The organism is Neobacillus sp. S1115 (assembly GCF_055385565.1).
On sequence record NZ_AP038275.1, the window covers coordinates 4,497,190 to 4,515,788 of the forward strand.

23 protein-coding genes are annotated in these 18,599 nt (G+C 41.6%); 3 read left to right on the top strand and 20 right to left on the bottom strand.

All coding sequences use genetic code 11. From position 1 onward, the window contains the following. Positions 1-152: 152 nt before the first annotated feature. The 8 genes from ACZ5B7_RS21910 to ACZ5B7_RS21945 all read right to left on the bottom strand — a co-directional run bounded on the left by ACZ5B7_RS21910 (position 153) and on the right by ACZ5B7_RS21945 (position 6,014). Positions 153-689: a spore maturation protein gene (locus tag ACZ5B7_RS21910; protein WP_213144987.1), complete on the bottom strand. Its 537-nt coding sequence runs from the start codon at positions 687-689 to the stop codon at positions 153-155. Between the two features lie 6 nt (positions 690-695). Beyond that, positions 696-1,283: a nucleoside recognition domain-containing protein gene (locus ACZ5B7_RS21915; RefSeq protein ID WP_464490989.1), complete on the bottom strand. Its 588-nt coding sequence runs from the start codon at positions 1,281-1,283 to the stop codon at positions 696-698. After that, entirely contained in the window at positions 1,276-2,421 is a 1,146-nt protein-coding gene (locus tag ACZ5B7_RS21920; RefSeq protein WP_464490990.1) for a D-alanyl-D-alanine carboxypeptidase family protein, read from the bottom strand. Before ACZ5B7_RS21920 ends, ACZ5B7_RS21915 begins: the two co-directional genes overlap by 8 nt. A 219-nt stretch (positions 2,422-2,640) precedes the next feature. Continuing rightward, positions 2,641-3,537 carry a superoxide dismutase gene (locus ACZ5B7_RS21925; protein ID WP_464490991.1) on the bottom strand — a complete coding sequence of 299 codons (897 nt, stop codon included), beginning with the start codon at positions 3,535-3,537 and terminating at the stop codon, positions 2,641-2,643. A 111-nt stretch (positions 3,538-3,648) separates the two neighbouring features. After that, positions 3,649-4,137: a YpuI family protein gene (locus ACZ5B7_RS21930; RefSeq protein ID WP_464490992.1), complete on the bottom strand. Its 489-nt coding sequence runs from the start codon at positions 4,135-4,137 to the stop codon at positions 3,649-3,651. 17 nt (positions 4,138-4,154) lie between these two features. Next, a complete protein-coding gene (locus ACZ5B7_RS21935; protein WP_464490993.1) occupies positions 4,155-4,574 on the bottom strand; it encodes a hypothetical protein in 420 nt (139 codons plus the stop codon). Between the two features lie 92 nt (positions 4,575-4,666). After that, positions 4,667-5,254, bottom strand: a complete 588-nt coding sequence (scpB, locus tag ACZ5B7_RS21940; protein WP_464490994.1) for an SMC-Scp complex subunit ScpB — start codon at positions 5,252-5,254, stop codon at positions 4,667-4,669. Further along, on the bottom strand, positions 5,241-6,014 hold the full coding sequence (locus tag ACZ5B7_RS21945) for a segregation/condensation protein A (RefSeq protein ID WP_464490995.1): 774 nt from the start codon (positions 6,012-6,014) through the stop codon (positions 5,241-5,243). The genes scpB and ACZ5B7_RS21945 overlap by 14 nt, the downstream gene beginning before the upstream one ends. Before the next feature lie 196 nt (positions 6,015-6,210). Between ACZ5B7_RS21945 and ACZ5B7_RS21950 the strand changes: the two genes are divergently transcribed. Continuing rightward, on the top strand, positions 6,211-6,312 hold the full coding sequence (locus ACZ5B7_RS21950; RefSeq protein ID WP_213144979.1) for a YjcZ family sporulation protein: 102 nt from the start codon (positions 6,211-6,213) through the stop codon (positions 6,310-6,312). A 124-nt stretch (positions 6,313-6,436) separates the two neighbouring features. Continuing rightward, positions 6,437-6,958 (top strand): DUF309 domain-containing protein, encoded by a 522-nt coding sequence (locus ACZ5B7_RS21955; protein WP_464490996.1) that lies wholly within the window; start codon positions 6,437-6,439, stop codon positions 6,956-6,958. A gap of 21 nt (positions 6,959-6,979) precedes the next feature. On the opposite strand, the gene ACZ5B7_RS21960 is transcribed toward ACZ5B7_RS21955, so the two are convergent. Continuing rightward, on the bottom strand, positions 6,980-7,330 hold the full coding sequence (locus tag ACZ5B7_RS21960) for a GNAT family N-acetyltransferase (RefSeq protein ID WP_423798995.1): 351 nt from the start codon (positions 7,328-7,330) through the stop codon (positions 6,980-6,982). 471 nt (positions 7,331-7,801) lie between these two features. Between ACZ5B7_RS21960 and ACZ5B7_RS21965 the strand changes: the two genes are divergently transcribed. Beyond that, positions 7,802-8,668 (top strand): DUF1002 domain-containing protein, encoded by an 867-nt coding sequence (locus tag ACZ5B7_RS21965; RefSeq protein WP_423802659.1) that lies wholly within the window; start codon positions 7,802-7,804, stop codon positions 8,666-8,668. Positions 8,669-8,713: 45 nt separating this feature from the next. On the opposite strand, the gene lysA is transcribed toward ACZ5B7_RS21965, so the two are convergent. The 11 genes from lysA to ACZ5B7_RS22020 all read right to left on the bottom strand — a co-directional run bounded on the left by lysA (position 8,714) and on the right by ACZ5B7_RS22020 (position 18,572). Beyond that, the gene (gene lysA / locus ACZ5B7_RS21970) at positions 8,714-10,018 is read right to left on the bottom strand and encodes a diaminopimelate decarboxylase (protein WP_464490997.1); all 1,305 of its coding nucleotides are present in this window, start codon (positions 10,016-10,018) and stop codon (positions 8,714-8,716) included. 174 nt (positions 10,019-10,192) lie between these two features. Next, positions 10,193-11,680, bottom strand: coding sequence for a spore germination protein (locus ACZ5B7_RS21975; protein WP_464490998.1), 1,488 nt, complete (start codon positions 11,678-11,680; stop codon positions 10,193-10,195). Next, positions 11,637-12,242, bottom strand: coding sequence for a stage V sporulation protein SpoVABEA (spoVAEA, locus tag ACZ5B7_RS21980; protein WP_464490999.1), 606 nt, complete (start codon positions 12,240-12,242; stop codon positions 11,637-11,639). Before spoVAEA ends, ACZ5B7_RS21975 begins: the two co-directional genes overlap by 44 nt. Positions 12,243-12,270: 28 nt before the next feature. Next, positions 12,271-12,693: a stage V sporulation protein AB gene (locus tag ACZ5B7_RS21985; RefSeq protein WP_464491000.1), complete on the bottom strand. Its 423-nt coding sequence runs from the start codon at positions 12,691-12,693 to the stop codon at positions 12,271-12,273. Next, positions 12,683-13,303 carry a stage V sporulation protein AA gene (locus ACZ5B7_RS21990; protein WP_464491001.1) on the bottom strand — a complete coding sequence of 207 codons (621 nt, stop codon included), beginning with the start codon at positions 13,301-13,303 and terminating at the stop codon, positions 12,683-12,685. The genes ACZ5B7_RS21985 and ACZ5B7_RS21990 overlap by 11 nt, the downstream gene beginning before the upstream one ends. 112 nt (positions 13,304-13,415) lie before the next feature. Then, the gene (gene sigF, locus ACZ5B7_RS21995; protein ID WP_213144971.1) at positions 13,416-14,174 is read right to left on the bottom strand and encodes an RNA polymerase sporulation sigma factor SigF; all 759 of its coding nucleotides are present in this window, start codon (positions 14,172-14,174) and stop codon (positions 13,416-13,418) included. Between the two features lie 12 nt (positions 14,175-14,186). After that, positions 14,187-14,627, bottom strand: coding sequence for an anti-sigma F factor (spoIIAB, locus tag ACZ5B7_RS22000; RefSeq protein ID WP_464491002.1), 441 nt, complete (start codon positions 14,625-14,627; stop codon positions 14,187-14,189). 1 nt (position 14,628) lies between these two features. Next, complete coding sequence (gene spoIIAA, locus ACZ5B7_RS22005) at positions 14,629-14,979, bottom strand: anti-sigma F factor antagonist (RefSeq protein WP_213144969.1); 351 nt, start codon at positions 14,977-14,979, stop codon at positions 14,629-14,631. A 130-nt stretch (positions 14,980-15,109) separates the two neighbouring features. Further along, complete coding sequence (locus tag ACZ5B7_RS22010; RefSeq protein ID WP_464491003.1) at positions 15,110-16,300, bottom strand: D-alanyl-D-alanine carboxypeptidase family protein; 1,191 nt, start codon at positions 16,298-16,300, stop codon at positions 15,110-15,112. A gap of 122 nt (positions 16,301-16,422) precedes the next feature. Then, positions 16,423-17,727, bottom strand: coding sequence for a pyrimidine-nucleoside phosphorylase (locus ACZ5B7_RS22015; protein WP_464491004.1), 1,305 nt, complete (start codon positions 17,725-17,727; stop codon positions 16,423-16,425). A 26-nt stretch (positions 17,728-17,753) separates the two neighbouring features. Further along, positions 17,754-18,572, bottom strand: coding sequence for a purine-nucleoside phosphorylase (locus tag ACZ5B7_RS22020; RefSeq protein ID WP_464491005.1), 819 nt, complete (start codon positions 18,570-18,572; stop codon positions 17,754-17,756). Between the last annotated feature and the right edge of the window lie 27 nt (positions 18,573-18,599).

Here is an 18,599-nt window from a genome sequence, read left to right on the forward strand (position 1 = left end):
CGCCCGCGGAAAGCGAAGCGCCTGGAGCGCCAATCAACAGACCTATTGTTATGCCTTTATATTTATAAAGCGTTGATTAATGAAAAAAAATAAAAAGGCTATCGAAAGTTTTTCAACAGCCTAAGAAACATTATACAAGAACCTGCTTTTTGTTATTTTGTTCCGAAAATGAAGGCGACGACGATGATGGATACGATGATACCGACTACGTCTGCCAAGAGCCCTACTTTTAAGGCATCGCCCATTTTTTTGATGCCGACTGCACCGAAATAAACAGTTAAAACGTAAAAGGTCGTGTCGGTGCTCCCCTGCAATACGGACGCTAGTCTGCCAATGAAGGAATCCGGTCCGTACACAGCGATTAAGTCACTGGTCATACCCAAGGCTGCCGTACCGGAAATGGGACGAATCAATAATAACGGAACGATTTCTGCTGGTACACCCATCATCTTCATAAATGGACGAAACCAATCCATGATGGCATCCAGTGCACCTGATGCCCGGAAAATGGAGATGGCCACCAGCATTCCGACTAAAAACGGGATAATCGAAACAGCGATTTTTATCCCTTCCTTACCGCCCTCAACAAAGCTTTCGTAAGTCGGCACCTGTTTAATGGTGCCATAAATCAGGATAAAGCCTATTAATAAGGGTATAAATGTCAAAGATATTAATGAGATAAATTCCATAAATGATCATCCTTTTCGGCTTCTGCGATAATAGAAGTAACGGTCGATGAGAACGGCCCCTATCGCCGAAAGGATGGTGGCAATAATGGTTGGAACAACAATTTCGGTAGGGGATGTTGAATGATAGGTCATTCTGATAGCAATGACGGTTGTCGGGATAATGGTAATGCTCGCCGTATTAACCGCCAAAAATGTGACCATGGACCTTGAAGCCGAGTTTTTTCCGCCATTTAACTTTTTTAGCTCCTCCATTGCTTTGATGCCAAGCGGCGTTGCGGCATTCCCAAGGCCAAACATGTTGGAAATCATATTTGACAGCATATATCCCATCGCTGGATGTTGAACTGGTACGTCCGGAAACAATATCTTTACAAGCGGGCGAAATAATTTAGCCAGTTTTTCAAGAAGTCCTGATTCCTCCGCAATCCGCATCATTCCAAGCCAAAAGACAAGCACGCTGATCAGGCCGATACATAAGGTAACCGCTTCTTTCGCCCCATCAAATACCGCCCTGTTTACATCCTCAATGGTCCCATTAAACAGGGCAAACACAATCCCAATGACGGTCATTCCAACCCAGATATAATTAACCATACGCGTTCACACCTATTAGTGAAAAAAATATTTTTTTAACACTTTCGAACAGACCCTTCTCCTTTTTCGGCAAGCTTTGATAGTAAATAGGCGATTCCTTTACGGCCCTTCCATCCAAATAAACAATAGCTTTTCCGACTACTCTCTCTTGTTTATTTTCATCATCCCATTTTTTATCAGGCTTGTTTAACTTATACTTAATGCTGAATAAGTCCATCTCTTGGCTGGTTGCCGGGTAAACAATTGATTTCTTTAAGAACAAATGATTTTGAAAATATTTCGGACTTTTGATATCAATTTTCCCTTTTGTTAAGACTTCTGCCATATCATAATCTTTAAATCCGTATTCATACATGGAAATATGATCATCCCAATCATTTGGGTCGTTCAAGGTGACCGCGATTAAATTCATATCACCTTTTGCCGCTGTCGTTACCAGCGTCCGCTTGGCCCGTTTTGTATAGCCTGTCTTACCTCCGGTTGTATATTTATATTTTGTTAATAACCGATTTTTGTTCTTCCATATCCTGTCCCAGCTTTCGGTTGGATTAGGAGCGCGATGCACCTTTGTGCCGGAAATTTTTTGATAGATTTTGTTATGCATGGCATAACGTGTCAAAATGGCCATATCATAGGCGGTTGAATAATGGTTTTCATGGTCATCCAAGCCATGGGGATTTGCAAAATGAGTGTTTAACATGCCGATTTCCTTTGCCTTTTGGTTCATTAAAAAAGCAAAGCCATCGACACTTCCACCGACATATTCGGCGATGGCAACAGCTGTATCATTTCCGGACCGCAGCATTAACCCATAGACCAAATCCTCAAGTTTTATTTTTTCACCCGGCTTCAAGTACACGGATGAGCCCTCTGCACGGACTGCTTGTTCACTTACCTTTACATATTGATCTAGTTTTCCAGATTCGATTGCTAGAATCGCGGTCATAATTTTCGTAATGCTGGCGATTCGTCTTTTCGTAAAAGCATCCTTTTCATAAAGAATGCGGCCGGAATTTTGCTCAATTAGAACCGCACTAGCAGCACTAACATCAAAGGAAGCCTCGGCTCTCTGAGGATGATTAGCGGCAAATAGTGAGACTATGAGGCAAAAACAGGCTATTTTCAATATACTTCTCATTAGATATACCTCGTCCTCCTCGTTATTTAGTAAATTTTATGCAGGACAAAGTGTGATATGACAAAAAGAAAAGCGGAAGCGCCTTGACCAGGGGCGCAAGGCTACAGACAAGCCGGCGAGAAGGCTGGTTTTTAGCCTTCTTGACGGATTGGCTTATGACCCCGAGCCCCTAGGCGCTGGAGCTGGACAAAAAAAGAAAGCGGCGGCGCCGCTTCCTTGTCATAGGGGAGACCATTTCGTGTCCACTGTTTTTTCAAATCTCATTTCTACATCGTGCCAGTTTACAACATTCCACCAGTTATTGATGTACTCGGCCCGGTTGTTTTGATATTGAAGATAATAGGCATGCTCCCATACGTCTAGGACAAGCAGTGGGATGGTATCCCACTGTGTCAGCAGCATGTGCCGTTCCGTTTGTAAAATTTCCAAATGGTGTGCTCTTGGCGACCAAACCAATAACGCCCAGCCTGACCCTTCAACCTGTTTGGCGGCCTCGGTGAAATGGTTCTTAAAAGCCGTGATGGTTCCGAAATAATTGGTGATTTCCTTTTGCACTAATCCGTACGGGTTTCCTCCGCCATTTGGGCTCATGTTTTTCCAAAATATCGAATGAAGATAATGACCGGACCCGTGGAATGCCAGCTCCCTTGACCAATGCTTGACGAGGGAAAAATCGTTTCTTTTCCTTGCTGATTTTAGGTTTAACTCTGCCTTGTTTAAACCCTCAACATATGCACGGTGGTGCTTATCATGGTGAAGCCGCAAGATCTCCTCAGAGATATATGGCTCTAACGCGTTATAAGGATAGGGCAGATCGGGTAGTTTGTGTCCTCCCGGTGGGATTTGTTTTTCAATTGCCCAAATGGTCCCTATCTCCTGGTCACGTTTTTGGCTAAAATAATTTTCCAATTTACCATGGATTTGTTCAGCTCTTGCCTGAAGACCGATCAGTTCTTCATTGGAAAGCTCTTTTCTTGAACCTTCAATCATATCCGTAAATTCCTCAAGTTCATCCCATAATTCAGAGTTTTGGCTGACCCGTTCAGACTGCAGAAAATGCCGCATCTGCTCATTCCATTTAAATAATTCATTTACATACCCGCTAAACCGGCTCATTTTCTCCCCTTCCTTTCCACTGCACGAGTCTCCCTAAAAGGTATGAGGAAATAAGGTCGGTAAGAACAAGAGAAAAGGCTGACCTTTGCAAGGACAGCCTTAAAATATTAATTATTTGGATTGAATCATCTTCGTGCGATAATCTGTTTCATAATATTCCAGTTCTTCTCTTATGCGCTGAAACTCACCTTCCAAGCTTTTAACCAATTGCTGGATTTGCTCGGCTGCAGTCCGGTAAAACTTGATGGAATTTTTCCCGGTATAAGCAGAACGGCTGTTTTCAAACCAGGCATCATTTTTTGGTGAGAAGAATTCTTCGATGCATTGATGATAAATCTTATACAAGGTTTTCTCGGCAGCAGCTTTTTGAAATGGATCTCCCTGCAAAATAACCGTACATGCTTCGAAACCCTCCTCGCTGTACACAGCAAGCTTTCTTAACGTTGAAAAGATTAATTTATGATAGTTAACGTCTTCCTCATTTTCTAATTGCAATTGTGAAATTGTTGTTTCATTTAAAAAATCCCCAATCGCGGTAATGGTCTTTGCAAGGAAATTTTTGACATCGTGTAATTGTGAATGAACTAATGAATTCCCCATCTTAACCCCTCCTATGTTTAATTAGGCTGCAAGATAAACTCTAGCGGCGAACGCAGCTGATAGCCGTTTTTTTGCTTCAAGCTTGAAAAGATTTCCGGCAATTTTTCGAAATTGACACCTTGAAAATAGGAAGCAAATTCTTGCTTGGTATTAATATAAAGCCGTTTGCGCCCGCGTAAGCCTGGATTTTTCAGTAAACAAACAAGGGCAACAATATCTTTAAAGCTCACCTCAAGTCCATCTTGGGCAAAAATGGGATCTTGCTTAAATGGAGTAAATTCTTGAAAAATAGAATCAAAATAACGGACATACAAAACATGCAATGTTTTTTCAGTCCCATCTTCCACAAATGTTATCTCACTTCTGTTAAAGAAATCCTCTGAAGTATTGGATTTTTCTTTTTCTAATTCATACCCTTTACATTCTTTAATCAGCAACTTAAATCCCGCTCCTTGTAAATATGCTTAAACCATTGTTGCATAAAAAAATATGGATAGCTTTATTTTATCACATATTCTCTGTGCGGATATTATGAGTTCAATGTTTCTTGAAATTTTTCAAAAAATAAATCGGCTTCCTCCTGAACAAATTCATCCTCGACTTTTTCAGGAAGAGGCGGCAGTTCATTCAAGTTCTTCAAGCCAAAATAATCAAGAAATTCTTTGGTAGTACCATATAAAATGGCGCGTCCAGTCCCCTCAGCACGGCCGACTTCTTTGATCAAGGCCTTTGCCATAAGCGTGTTTAACGGCCGTTCCGTTTTGACACCACGAATTTCCTCAATTTCAGCCCTGGTGATTGGCTGTTTATACGCGATAATTGCCAAAGTCTCCAAAGCAGCCTGCGACAATGTCGAGGTATGCGGAGAATCAACAAGCTTTTTTAAGTAGTCTGCATTGTCTTTCTTTGTGGCAAGCTGAAACGTCCCGGCCAGTTGAACTATCATAATTCCTCGATTTTCATTAGATTCATACTCTTGTTTTATATTCTCAATAATCTCACTTGCATGAAGATCATCCACTTCTAGGACCTCGGCGATTTGTTTAAGGGAAAGCCCTTCGTCTCCTGCGGCGAACAACAGGCTTTCCAATATACTTGTCCAATTAATGATTTCCACCAACATCTGCTCCTTCTATTACTGCTTCAATTAAAATGTCCCCAAAGTTTTCTTGTTGATGGACGTTAACTTCCTTTCTTTTCATCAGTTCTAAAATAGCTAGAAAAGTAACAACGATATGGTCCTTTGCCGGAAAAGGAAATAATTCAGTAAAATTTCTCCTGCCCTTAAGATGCTTTAATTCTTCCATGATCTCGGTCATTCTTGTCTCAATGGAAATTTCCTGCCGAGTAATTTTCGCGGCAAGCGGCCGCTGCAGTTTCTTTCTTCTCATTAGTTTTTGGAACGCAGCCAGCATATCGTAAAGGGAAACATTCATATCTTTTTTCCCAGGCTGTACTTCCTTCGTAAAGTCGGATAAATCACTTGGCGGTTTGGTGTACATAAGGGATCGCTCTTCTTCCATCGTTTTTAAATCGTGAGCAGCCTCCTTGTACTTTCGGTATTCTATCAATCGCTCAACCAGTTCGTCCCTCGGGTCTTCCTCGTAGGCTGTCTCGAGTGGATCAACGTCTTCAAACTCTTCCTCATGCTTAGGAAGAAGCATTTTGCTTTTTATCGCCAGCAGTGTTGCCGCCATTACCAAATATTCACTGGCAACATCCAATTTTAATTCCTTCATGGTATGAATATAGATTAGATATTGTTCCGTTATCTGTGCCACGGGAATATCATATATATCAATTTCAAGCCTGTTTATTAAATGGAGCAGCAAATCAAGCGGCCCTTCAAATGCATCAATTTTCACCTGATAAGGCATTCATCTCACCAAAATTCTAAAATCATATTATACAAACGACTACTAATAGTATAGAGGATTCAGGATGGTTATCCAATAGAAAAATCAACCGAACACTCTGCCCTTCCGTAAATACTGGTAAGTGCGCCCATAACAATGGACAAATTCATCACATATGATGACATGGAAAGAGAAAAAGTGACGGGAGGTAATAATTATGGCTGATGGAGCAGCAGGCTTTGGACTCGGCGGCGGCTTTGCGTTAATCGTCGTATTGTTCATTTTATTAATTATCATCGGTGCTTCCTGGGTTTGGTAATTAAAAATGATTTTTATAACTAAAGGACCCGTTTCAAACGGGTCTATTGTTTTACAGCCTGCATGACCTTCAATTGCCGAATATGTTAAACTGTACATATATAAAGAAACTGGAGGGGAAATGCTTGTACCCAAAAGAATATATCGAATTTTTAAGTCATTTTCATGGCGACAGGGATTATTTTGAGTGCCATGAGATCCTCGAAGACTTTTGGAAAGGGTCTGACCCCGGCAACAAAGAGTCTATTTGGGTAGGGTTTATATTATTGGCAGTATCGGCTTACCACCATCGCCGCAAGAATTTTAACGGTGCACAGAGAACATTGGAAAAGGCGATTACAATCATTTCTGACCAATCTTCCTTACTACCGGATCTGGGTTTGGACGGCCGACTTTTCCTTCAGACCATAAAAGAACAGTTAATAGGTCTGCAAAATCGCGAAGAATATAAAAGCATGAATCTGCCCATAAGCGATCCTGAATTGCTCCAAGCGTGTATGAAATTGTGTGATGAAAAAGGGTTTGACTGGCAAAGGGAAAGTGATTTGGCGGATCTAGAGGTCATCCATCGCCACAAATTGCGGGACCGGTCAAGTGTCATTGCAGAAAGAAACAACGCGATATTAAAAAAAGGCAGCGGGGCATGAGGCCGCTGCCTTTTCCTATATTTAGCAAACATCACATTTCTCAATAAAAGAAGCTGTGTTCGCGTTCGAAGTAATATTTTTATCCGGATACATTTCCTTTAAAGCTTTAACCATTCTTTTGCCTACTCCTTGGAAGCGGTGTGAGGGATTAACAGAAACATGTTGAATTTCCAAAGTATTGGTATCCTGATGATAAATCGCCCCAATCAGTCCAATAATATCTTCTTCCTTCCAAAGGAACAGCCTGTGATTCTCTTCTGTTTCGTATTCCTTCATGGTTTGCTGGAGTTTCTTGAGATCTTTTTCAGTTGGCATAAAAGACATTAACCCCATCGCAATTTTTTCGAATGTTTTCTTATAGCGAATTAACATACGTATCCCTCATTATTTTCAATAAACCAATAGTTTGGTTTAACAATAGTGTATTTTTCAAACTGGTTTAATGATTTTCTTTATGCAGTATATGTATTTGAAAATCTTTATGTTCACTAACCACAATCATACCGAATTCGTCATCATTCTTCAATGGAAAATCTCTACTTGCCTGGCGCTATGAACATCCAATAGATAATTCCCCAAATAATTGATATCACAATAAGAATGCCAAATAAAGCCCAGTTATTTCTATTCATACAAATCCCCCATTAACTTACTTACCTGTCCTACATTCTACACCAAAATACAAAAATAATCCATTTCTCCTAAGTCAGACAATTTTTCGTGAATAATTTGAACCTATGAAACTTCTAATTTGTTTTTATCGTTATATAATAATGGAATCGGTTATATTATTAAAGAAGAATCTTTATTATTGTCAAAAGCGTTTTAAAAATCAAGGAGGCTATTATGAAAAAATTATTGATACTCCTCACGGCAGTCTGTTTATTTCTCGTTCCTATCCGCAGTTTTGCAGACATGGCTGAAGGAGATATGATTGTAACATTAGGTGAAAATTTAACAGAAACGCAAAAAAATCAATTGTTGGAGGAAATGGGCGCGCCGAAGGATGTTCAAATTGTGACCGTATCCAATCAAGAAGAACATCAATATTTAGGGAAATATGTCTCAAAATCATTGATTGGAACGAAGGCAATTTCTTCATCAGCGATTACAATTGCACCAAGCGGCTCTGGCATAAAAGTAAAAACGAAAAACATTAACTGGGTTACAGATGAAATGTATGTCAATGCTTTGATCACGGCTGGCGTGAAGGATGCTGACATCTACATAACCGCTCCGATCTCTGTTTCGGGCACCGCAGCACTGACAGGGATTATTAAGGCGTATGAAATTTCCGCCGATAAAACAATCCCTGAGGAAGTAAAGCAGGCGGCCAATCAGGAAATGGTAGAAACAGCAAAGCTTGGTGACGCCATCGGTGCAGAAAATGCAGCCGCCTTAATCGCAAAAATAAAAGAGGAAATTGCCAAGAACCAGCCGAAAAACGATCAGGAATTACGGGCCATTATCGAGCAAGCGGCGAAAGAACTAAATGTAACTCTTACTGAGGAACAGATTCAAAGGTTGATGGATTTATTTAATAAATTGAAAAGCTTGAATATTGACTGGAATCAGGTTAGTGACCAACTCAACAAAGCAAAAGACCGTATTTCCAAATTCCTGCAATCTGAGGAAGGGCAGGGATTCCTGGAGAAGGTCAAACAATTCTTCATTTGGCTCATTGATGCCATTAAGGCCCTATTCTCATAGTTTTTTTCTATAAATGAAAACTGCCGCTCGCGAGCGGCAGTTTTATTATTTTAATGGTAAATCATATCTTACAAGATCTTCGTATGTTTCTCTTTTCACGACGAGGGTGGCTTTTCCATCTTCGACGAAAACTACTGCCGGACGTGGAATCCGGTTATAGTTGTTGGCCATGGAATAGCCGTAAGCACCAGTACAGAATACGGCTAAAATATCCTCATCCTCTTGCTCCGGCAATGGCAAATCCCAAATCAGCATATCTCCTGATTCACAGCATTTGCCGGCAATCGAGACAGTTTCTGATGCTTGTGCCAGCGGCCTGTTGGCAAAGACCGCCTCGTATTTTGCCTGGTAGAGTGCCGGACGGATATTATCACTCATCCCGCCATCAACCGCCAAATATTTCCTGACACCCGGAACATCTTTGGAAGCTCCGACCTGATAAAGAGTAATCCCGGCATCTCCTACAAGAGAGCGCCCTGGTTCAATCCAAATTTCTGGCATTTTAAGTGAATATTCGCCAGCCAGCTTTTTAACCTCTTTAATGATTTCACTGACATATTGCGACGGTGGAATTGGCTCGTCCTCTTTTGTATAGCGGATTCCAAAACCGCCGCCAAGATTTAAAACTTCTGACTCAAAGCCAATACGTTCCTTCCATTCTGCCAGCTTTTCAACTATTTTTTGTGCTGCTAATATGAATCCGGTTGTTTCGAAGATTTGCGAACCAATGTGACAATGGATCCCCAGCACATTAAAATGGTCAAACGGAAGAGCGGCGGTTAATGCATTTTCCGCTTGGCCATTTTGCAAGTCAAACCCAAATTTTGAATCTTCCTGACCGGTCAAAATATAATCGTGGGTATGGGCCTCAATGCCAGGAGTGATCCTCAGCAAAATATTTGTCTTTACCTGTTTCTCCAAACAAATTGCTTTTAATAGTTCCATTTCATAAAAATTATCAACGACAATGCAGCCGATTTTTTGGTCCACTGCCATTTCTAATTCTTCCCTGCTCTTATTATTTCCATGAAAATGAATTTTCTCGGGAGGGAAACCAGCTGTTATGGCTGTATATAATTCACCGCCGGAAACAACGTCCAATGATAGACCTTCTTCCTCCGCGAGCTGCACCATTGCAACGGTCGAAAATGCTTTGCTGGCATATGCAACCTGAGCCCTTACATTTTGTTGTTCAAAGGTTTGTTTAAATCCCCTTGCACGTTCCCTGATTAAAGCAACATCATAAACATACAGGGGAGTTCCAAAGTTTTTCGCAAGCTCGACAGCATCGAGACCGCCAATTTCCAGATGCCCATCCTTATTTACACCTGTTGTACCGTAAAAATACATTCCCTTCCCTCTCTCCGTAACGACTCACTACAGTCTATGTAGACAATGAGTAAAAATAATAAACAAATAGACAGAATCCGCATTAGAACCTGCCTATTTTTATTTCTTTAATCCTTTATTTAATTAAACACTTTAGCATAATTATACACATTCTGCAATTTGTTTTGAAACAACTTACCCATTTGGAGGCTGACGGTAACGGTTTCTCGGATGGACAATGCTTGGCCTAAGAACAGCACCCGGGATGGCCCGCCGGAAGACAATTTGTAAAAATCCTTTTGGTTCGAACGGAAGAAACGGCCATAAATAAGGGGTGTTGAGCGCCCGCATATGAATAAGATAGATAAAAAAGATGGTTGATCCAATAATGAAACCCGGTGCATGGAAAAATGCTACCGCTAACATCAAGATCATTCTGGCGATTTTATTGGCAACACTTAATTCATAGCTTGGGGTCGTGAAGGTCCCGATGCCGGCGACCGCTACATAAAGGATGACCTCAGGCACAAAAAGGCCGACATCAATGGCAATTTGTCCAATTAATACTGCTGCAATTAAGCCCATGGCCGTTGACAACGGTGTTGGTGTATGAATGGCAGCAAGCTTCAAAAATTCTAACCCAAAATCCGCCAAAAACAGTTGGACAATTAATGGAATATTTGTCTGCTCATTTGGACCAATAAAGGCAATTTTCTCCGGCAACAAGGATGGTTCTAGGACCATCAACAGCCAAAACGGAAGTAAAAAAATGGATGCTGAAACTCCCAAAAACCGCATCCAACGGACGAAGGTTCCCATTGCAGGTGATTCTCGAAATTCCTCTGCATGCTGGACATGATGAAAATATGTAGTAGGTGTAATAATGACACTTGGTGAGGTGTCACAATAAATAATTACATGCCCCTCTAAGATATGGGCAGCAGCAACATCTGCCCGTTCCGTATATCTGACAATCGGATATGGATTAAATCCTTGTTTTACGATAAATTCCTCTAGAGTTTTATCTGCCATGGGAATTCCGTCAATATCTATCGCATTTAATTCTTTTCTTAGAATATTAAGTAAATCAGGGTCGGCCACATCCTCCAGATAGCCTAAAGCAATGTCTGCTTTTGAGCGCCTGCCTACCTTAATCATTTCAAAGCGGAGCCGTTCGTCACGAATTCTCCGTCTTGTTAAAGCTGTATTTAAAATAATATTTTCAACAAATCCATCACGGGCGCCTCTCACTACCTTTTCCGTATCAGGCTCTTGAGGCGACCGTCCTGGATAACTCCTGACATCAATCGCAAACCCTGTACTTTCACCATCAATGACAATCGCGATTAACCCAGATAAAACCTTATCCACCAATTGATCAAGCTGGGTAATTTGCTCTACCGATTGGTTTACTAATCTATTTTCAATTAGCTTAAAAAGGTCGGTAGAAAGCTTTTCTCGATTATTGATGCCGACCAGCTCTTTGATCAATTGAATAATGTACATCGTATCGCATAAACCATTTACATAGTAGATTTGGATTTCTTTCTTTAAGATTGTTAATTTCCTGACGCCCAAATCAAAGCTTATCCCTAAGCCGACACTCTGCTTCATGTAGTTTTCCACTTCATTCACTGATTCAGGAATCGGCCAATGTTCCACTTTGGATTGTGTCGTCGTCATAAAATCCACTCCTTTCAAGGATAAGTTCAACAGCTTTTTCTGTTATCGGCGCACCAAGTTTGTAGGAATCGTGCCTCGCCATTTTGCCGATATCCCCTACTCCTACAATTAGCGGTACATTTAATTGATCCAGGCAATAAACGGTATCTCCATTTAGTCTCCCTATTTCCAGTTCAGGTATACCATATTTATCTACTCCATATGGTGTTAATTCCCCGTCCCGATCAATACTTACATCTACCTTTGTCCATTCCTCGTGCCTAGATTTGGCTGCAACAGCAACGACGCCGAGAACATTGATGTCCTCATGTTCCGCCACGTATTTTAAGGCCTTTTCTCCGGCGCCTTCTCCAACAATGCCGCTGTCGTCAAACATAACAAGAACCGGGTCGTGGGGTGCTTTCTTAATAAGTTTGACAAGCTCCGGCCCCGACAATTTGGAGGGATTTCCCTTGGACTGTGTAATACAGCGTCCGCCGACCGTCTTGGCAACCTGCTCTAAAGACCTCCTGGTGTGTTCATCGCCATCTGTTACTAAAATAACATTCCTTTTGGTGCTCATACTTTGATGTCCTTCCCTTTTAAAGATTTTAATGATGGACAAAGTAAAGCCATTGAAAGATGGAACCAAATATTTTTCCTAAAACAATTGCCATTATTAAAATGACAATCTTCCCATCTAAATGAATTCGCTTAGCAAGAATTGGGAAAACGTTTAAAGCCTCTGTAAGACCTGCAGCCAGCATCCCAACAAAGACACCGCCAAAAAGCCCCAAGGGGATTAAGAAATAAGCGGATAAATCCAATACGGGGTCCCTTAAGCTGGCAAAAACTCCCGTTAAGGCCCCGATAACGACTCCCCATTCATACTGATAAATCATTTTCATCGTTTTGGTAAGCTGCGTTAATCTGGGGATAACCCCCAGAACGGTAAGAAATGCAACAAATCCCGAGCCAACGGCCAACCCACTGGCAATTCCCAGAAACATAACAGCAATAATTTTAATCGTCATGAACCCGTTTCATACTTTCTTTATTTTCATGGAGAATCACATAATTATCCAAATCCATCTGATAATTAAACATCTCAACCTCGAGCGGACTTGGTTCATCATTAATTCTCTTCTTGAAGACATGATTGAAAAAGAGAATCATGCCAAGTCCTAAGCCAATTGAATAGGGAATTTGAAAAAGCAGCGGTTTTGCTTCCTTCTTACCTGTAATGATTGTGTAGATTTTCTCCTGCACACTTTTCATACTGACATCATCATGAAAATTCATCAGTGTCATGGCCGAACCGAAAAATAAAAGAAACCATATTAAAAGAAAAAAAGGAATCGAAACTCCTTTTTTCTTGGCTACTACTTCAATAATCGTCTGCGCCGGTCCGATTGTTTGGACCTCAACATCCTCAAACCTGGCCGTTATTAACCGAATGACTTTCATGATATCGATCACAACAATATTTCCGTCCTCTTTTCTTAATTGGTAAATCTCCATCGATTGTAAATCATGAAGGACCTCTTCAGTGGCAATCATCTGAGCAGCATCTTTTAATAAAACCTTTCCCTCCGGAGGGACTTGAACACGATTCCGCATGCGAATGTAGATTGTTTTTTCCAAAACATCACTTCCCACACAAAGATTTCTCGTATATGTAGTATGGGTAAAAACTGCCTTTTTATGAAAACAAAAAATGGAATGATTTTTTTCAAAAATAAAAAGACCAAATGGATTAGAGATCCATTCGGTCTTTCATTTGCAAAAGTATCTTTTTTTCTAGTCTTGAAACTTGAACCTGGGAAATTCCCAGTCTTACCGCTACTTCTGATTGGGTTTGGTCCTTATAATAGCGCAAATAGACAATTAGCCGCTCCCTCTCATCAAGCTCGCGGATGGCTTCTTTTAATGCAATTTTATCAAACCATTTGCCGTCGTTCCCATCATCAATTTGATCAAGCAGGGTAATCGGATCCCCATCATTTTCATAGACTGTTTCATGAATAGATGAAGGTGTCCTGCCTGCTTCCTGGGCAAGTATGACGTCCTCAGGTGATATCTCAAGGTATTCTGATATCTCATTAACGGTTGGAATTCTGCCAAGTGTTTTCGACAGCTCATCCTTGGCCTTGCGGATTTTATTCCCCATCTCCTTCAGCGATCGGCTGACCTTGACCGTACCATCATCACGGATAAACCGCTGGATTTCTCCAATGATCATCGGGACAGCATACGTAGAAAACTTGACATCATAAGATAGGTCAAACTTATCAACTGATTTTAATAGACCGATACAGCCGATTTGAAATAGGTCATCCGGGTCATAGCCTCTATTCAGGAACCTCTGAACAACAGACCAAACAAGCCGCATATTTTTTTCAACGATTAAATCGCGCGCTTCCTGATCCCCGCCCTGGCTTCTTTGAATGAGCTCCTTGACTTCATGATCCTTTAAATACGTTTGATTTTTTTCGTTTTTGACCTCCACATCCATCGGCAAGTCTCCTTAATTGCAAAGCATTTTGCTAGATTTTAAATGCTTTCGTAGTCTAACCTCGGTCCCGCTGCCAGGCTGTGTGAAGACCTCTAACTCATCCATAAAATTTTCCATGATGGTAAAGCCCATGCCGGATCTTTCGAGTTCCGGCTTTGTTGTAAATAATGGCTGACGAGCTTCTTCCACATCTGCTATACCTAATCCATTATCCTTAATGGACAATTCAATGAAACTATCCTCTATTGAAACATGAATATAAACAATTCCATTCGGGTCATTTTCATACCCATGAATAATTGCATTTGTAACTGCCTCTGAAACAACCGTTTTTAGCTCTGTCAGCTCATCCATAGTCGGGTCAAGCTGGGCGATAAAGGCAGCAACCGTTACACGGGCAAAGGATTCATTCCGGCTTAATGCGCTAAACTGAAGAGTCATTTCGTTCTTCATGTTAGGCCACCCCCAATCTCTGCAATGCAAATTCCTCAGTCGGTTCCATTTTGATAATTTTAAACATGCCCGACATATCGAATAATCTTTGGATTGCAGGGGAAATTGCGCAAACGACCATTTCACCGTGCACCTGTTTAATTTGCTTATATCTGCCTAATATAACACCAAGCCCAGAGCTATCCATAAAGGTTAGTTGTGCCAGATTCAAGACAATGTGGCGGATTCCATTGTTTTCAATTACACTTGAGGCTTTTTCGCGAAGCTCATCAGCTGTATGGTGGTCCAATTCACCGCTTAAACGAATCAGCAAAACATCGTGTTTAGTTTCAAGTTCAATGTTAAGACTCACTATCCTTCGTCCTCCTTATTCAGGTATAGTGAGTCAATTCGCCTTTTGTCCATTCATTTCCTTCTCAACATACAAAACTAGTCGATTTTCGCTAAAAGTAGTGATTTCGTTTTGCGATTCGACATTCCCCTTATTTTCCAGCCTTTGTAAACATGCCGAAGGAACGTTTATAAAGGGTCCACCAACCTGCCTCCTGGACAGTACTTTTGGCAACCAGAGGGCTTTCCAAAACCACCTTGCCATCTTTAATTAGCTTAATGGTTCCTACTCGGTCACCTTTTTGAACGGGAGCCTTTAGTTTCTTTTCAAGAGTTATCTTTTGCTTCACGTCCTTGGTCTTTTCTCCCTTTTTCGTTAGGAGAGAAAGCGGCTCACTTGTTACAGCCTTGACTGTTTTGTCCTGGCCTTTACTTACTTTTGCTTCACCAATGGTTTGATTTCGTTTGTAGACTGGATGTGTTTGATATTGGCTGAACGCATAGTCAAGCATTTTTGTGACTTGGGCATTGCGGTCCTTGGATGTTGGAGCCCCAAATACTACAGCAATGACTCGCATTCCATCCTTTTGTGCAGTTGCTGTTAAGCAGTATTTTGCTTCAGCCGTAAATCCAGTTTTTAAGCCATCCACTCCTGGATAGAAACGAACTAGTTTATTTGTATTAACCAGCCAGAATTTTTTATCCGTATTTTCACGGAGATAAGCTTCATACATTCCCGTGAATTTCGTAATGTTTTCATATTTCAATAATTCTTTTGCCAATACGGCCATGTCATGTGCAGAGCTATAATGACCGCTTTCTGGCAGGCCAGTCGTATTTTTAAAGAAAGTTTGCTTTAAGCCTAGTTCCTTTACCTTTGCATTCATCATGTCAACGAATGCTTCTTCGGAACCGCCAATTCTTTCGGCCATCGCAACAGAAGCATCGTTACCTGAACCGATGGCAATCCCTAGCAGCATTTGCTTGGTGGTCATTTCTTCGCCCGGTTCAAGAAAAATTTGCGAGCCTCCCATTGAAGCGGCATACTCACTTGTGCGGATTTTCTCATCCCACTTCAGTTTTCCTTTGTCAATCGCCTCCATGATTAATAACATGGTCATGATTTTTGTCATGCTAGCAGGAGGTAACTTCTCGTTGCCATTTTGATCATAAAGAATCTTTCCTGTATCTCTTTCCATTAAAATAGCGGAACGGACACCCGTGACAATCTCAGTCCCTTGCTTTTCCTCCGCTTTTTTCTCCTCCGCCGCAAAGGCATGAGGCCCCCCTAAACTTGTAAACATAAATAGCATAACTATTAAATAGACTAAACGACGCTTCATCGCAAAACCCTCCAATCTTTATAGCCAACATTTTTTCCAAAATTACCAACTTTATACATAAAAAGGTGTCAGGCACCACGTGAAAAATTCACATGGTGCCTGACACCCGCCTAAGACTTTATTTATTCCGTTATTTCTCCGTATATGAGGGTCGGTGCTTCTACTTTGGATGAAGAGATTTTAATATTTTCATAAAGCTTTTCTGATACTTCTTTGATGTCTTCGAAATTGCTGTAAATGGTGACTAGAGATTCACCTTTGTTTACCTGGTCGCCGATTTTCTTTCTGAGGACGAGGCCAACTGCGAGGTCAATCACAGATTCCTTTGTTGCCCGGCCTGCCCCGAGAAGCATGGCTGCGGTCCCTACTTCATCAGCCACAATTTCGGAAACATAGCCGTCCTCTTTGGCTTCTAGTTCAAACGTATATTTTGCCTGTGGCAGCTTTTTCGGATTATCGACTACAGTTGCATCTCCGCCTTGGGAGCTTAAGAATATCTTTAATTTTTCAAGAGCCGACCCGTTTTGGATTGCCTCCTCCAATAAGGAGCGCGCTTCTTTTAGTGACGGCGCCTTTCCTCCTAAGAACACCATATGGCTGCCTAAGGTCAAACACAGCTCTGTTAAATCCTCAGGACCTTCACCCTTTAAGGTGTCAATTGCTTCTTTTACTTCTAAGGCGTTTCCGATGGCAAACCCGAGCGGCTGGCTCATATCGGAAATCACCGCCATGGTTCGCCGGCCGACCTTGTTGCCGATCCCGACCATCGCACGAGCTAATTCCCTTGAATCCTCAAGGGTCTTCATAAATGCTCCTGCTCCTGTTTTTACATCAAGAACAATCGCGTCCGCACCAGCGGCAATTTTTTTGCTCATAATCGAGCTGGCAATCAACGGAATGCTTTCAACAGTTCCCGTTACATCTCTCAGCGCATACAGTTTCTTATCAGCAGGCGTCAAATTCCCACTTTGACCAATGACAGCAATTTTATTTTTATTCACTAGCTCGGTAAATTCCGAACTGTCAATTTCCACATGGAAGCCAGCCACTGATTCTAGTTTATCAATGGTTCCCCCAGTATGCCCCAACCCGCGTCCGGACATTTTCGCAACCGGAACACCGACTGATGCCACAAGTGGGCCGAGAACTAGTGTTGTCGTATCGCCCACTCCTCCAGTTGAATGCTTATCGACTTTGATTCCCTCGATTTGCGATAAGTCAATCTGATCACCTGATTTCACCATCGCCATCGTTAAATCAGCCCGTTCCTTTTCCGTCATACCACGAAAAACAACCGCCATGGTAAAAGCACTTACTTGATAATCAGGGATGGATCCCTCGGTATAGCCTTGAATGATAAAATTAATCTCTTCAGTAGACAGTTCATGTCCGTCACGTTTCTTCTCAATCAAATCAACCATTCTCATTTTTATTCACCACTTTACCATCAAAATTAAGCAAGACTCTTTACAATTTCTTTAATATACAAAAGGAAATTTGCTTTTACTTTTTCTGTTGTTTCGATAACCTCGTCATGGGTTAGTGGCTGGTCGAGGATCCCCGCTGCCATATTGGAAATGCAGGAAATGCCGAGCACCTTCATGCCGCTGTGACGGGCAACAATAACCTCCGGCACAGTTGACATTCCAACCGCATCCCCGCCAAGGGTGCGAACCATTCGGATTTCAGCAGGTGTTTCATAAACGGGTCCGGGATTTCCAAAATAAACACCATCCCTCACATCAATATTTAAGCGGGAAGCAACCTCCTTAGCCATTGTCCGCAATTCCTTTGTATAGGCTTCCGACATATCTGGGAAGCGGACACCGAAATGGCTGTCATTTGGGCCAATCAGAGGGTTTGTGCCCATATTATTTATATGGTCGGTAATAATCATTAAGTCGCCCGGCGTAAAGCTTTCATTTACCCCACCGGCGGCATTCGTGACAATTAAAATCTCGACCCCCAGTTCCTTCATCACTCTTACAGGAAAGGTTACCTTATCCATGCTATAGCCTTCGTAAAAATGAAACCGGCCCTGCATCGCAACAACTTCTACTCCGTCAAGCAAACCAAACACAAGCTGGCCGGCATGGCCTTCAACAGTTGAAACTGGAAAATCGGGAATTTCGTTATATGGTATTTTGACCGGCTGTTCGATTTCCTCTGCCAGTACACCGAGACCTGATCCTAGAATAAGACCTATTTTCGGAACCTTCTCATATTTTTCTTTTAAAAAGCTGACTGCCTTTTGAATATTTTCGTAATTCATCCTCATTCTCCCTTTTTAGAAGCATTC

What these genes read in the sequence shown, in the direction of transcription:
- ACZ5B7_RS22015 (WP_464491004.1), bottom strand. Translation starts at nt 17,727, where the DNA reads ATGAGAATGGTTGATTTGATTGAGAAGAAACGTGACGGACATGAACTG.
- ACZ5B7_RS22020 (WP_464491005.1), bottom strand. Translation starts at nt 18,572, where the DNA reads ATGAATTACGAAAATATTCAAAAGGCAGTCAGCTTTTTAAAAGAAAAA.
- spoVAEA (WP_464490999.1), bottom strand. Translation starts at nt 12,242, where the DNA reads ATGAGCACCAAAAGGAATGTTATTTTAGTAACAGATGGCGATGAACAC.
- ACZ5B7_RS21950 (WP_213144979.1), top strand. Translation starts at nt 6,211, where the DNA reads ATGGCTGATGGAGCAGCAGGCTTTGGACTCGGCGGCGGCTTTGCGTTA.
- ACZ5B7_RS21985 (WP_464491000.1), bottom strand. Translation starts at nt 12,693, where the DNA reads ATGACGATTAAAATTATTGCTGTTATGTTTCTGGGAATTGCCAGTGGG.
- spoIIAB (WP_464491002.1), bottom strand. Translation starts at nt 14,627, where the DNA reads ATGAAGAACGAAATGACTCTTCAGTTTAGCGCATTAAGCCGGAATGAA.
- ACZ5B7_RS21960 (WP_423798995.1), bottom strand. Translation starts at nt 7,330, where the DNA reads ATGTTAATTCGCTATAAGAAAACATTCGAAAAAATTGCGATGGGGTTA.
- ACZ5B7_RS21975 (WP_464490998.1), bottom strand. Translation starts at nt 11,680, where the DNA reads ATGACGACGACACAATCCAAAGTGGAACATTGGCCGATTCCTGAATCA.
- lysA (WP_464490997.1), bottom strand. Translation starts at nt 10,018, where the DNA reads ATGTATTTTTACGGTACAACAGGTGTAAATAAGGATGGGCATCTGGAA.
- ACZ5B7_RS21920 (WP_464490990.1), bottom strand. Translation starts at nt 2,421, where the DNA reads ATGAGAAGTATATTGAAAATAGCCTGTTTTTGCCTCATAGTCTCACTA.
- ACZ5B7_RS21910 (WP_213144987.1), bottom strand. Translation starts at nt 689, where the DNA reads ATGGAATTTATCTCATTAATATCTTTGACATTTATACCCTTATTAATA.
- ACZ5B7_RS21915 (WP_464490989.1), bottom strand. Translation starts at nt 1,283, where the DNA reads ATGGTTAATTATATCTGGGTTGGAATGACCGTCATTGGGATTGTGTTT.
- ACZ5B7_RS22010 (WP_464491003.1), bottom strand. Translation starts at nt 16,300, where the DNA reads ATGAAGCGTCGTTTAGTCTATTTAATAGTTATGCTATTTATGTTTACA.
- sigF (WP_213144971.1), bottom strand. Translation starts at nt 14,174, where the DNA reads ATGGATGTGGAGGTCAAAAACGAAAAAAATCAAACGTATTTAAAGGAT.
- ACZ5B7_RS21925 (WP_464490991.1), bottom strand. Translation starts at nt 3,537, where the DNA reads ATGAGCCGGTTTAGCGGGTATGTAAATGAATTATTTAAATGGAATGAG.
- ACZ5B7_RS21930 (WP_464490992.1), bottom strand. Translation starts at nt 4,137, where the DNA reads ATGGGGAATTCATTAGTTCATTCACAATTACACGATGTCAAAAATTTC.
- ACZ5B7_RS21945 (WP_464490995.1), bottom strand. Translation starts at nt 6,014, where the DNA reads ATGCCTTATCAGGTGAAAATTGATGCATTTGAAGGGCCGCTTGATTTG.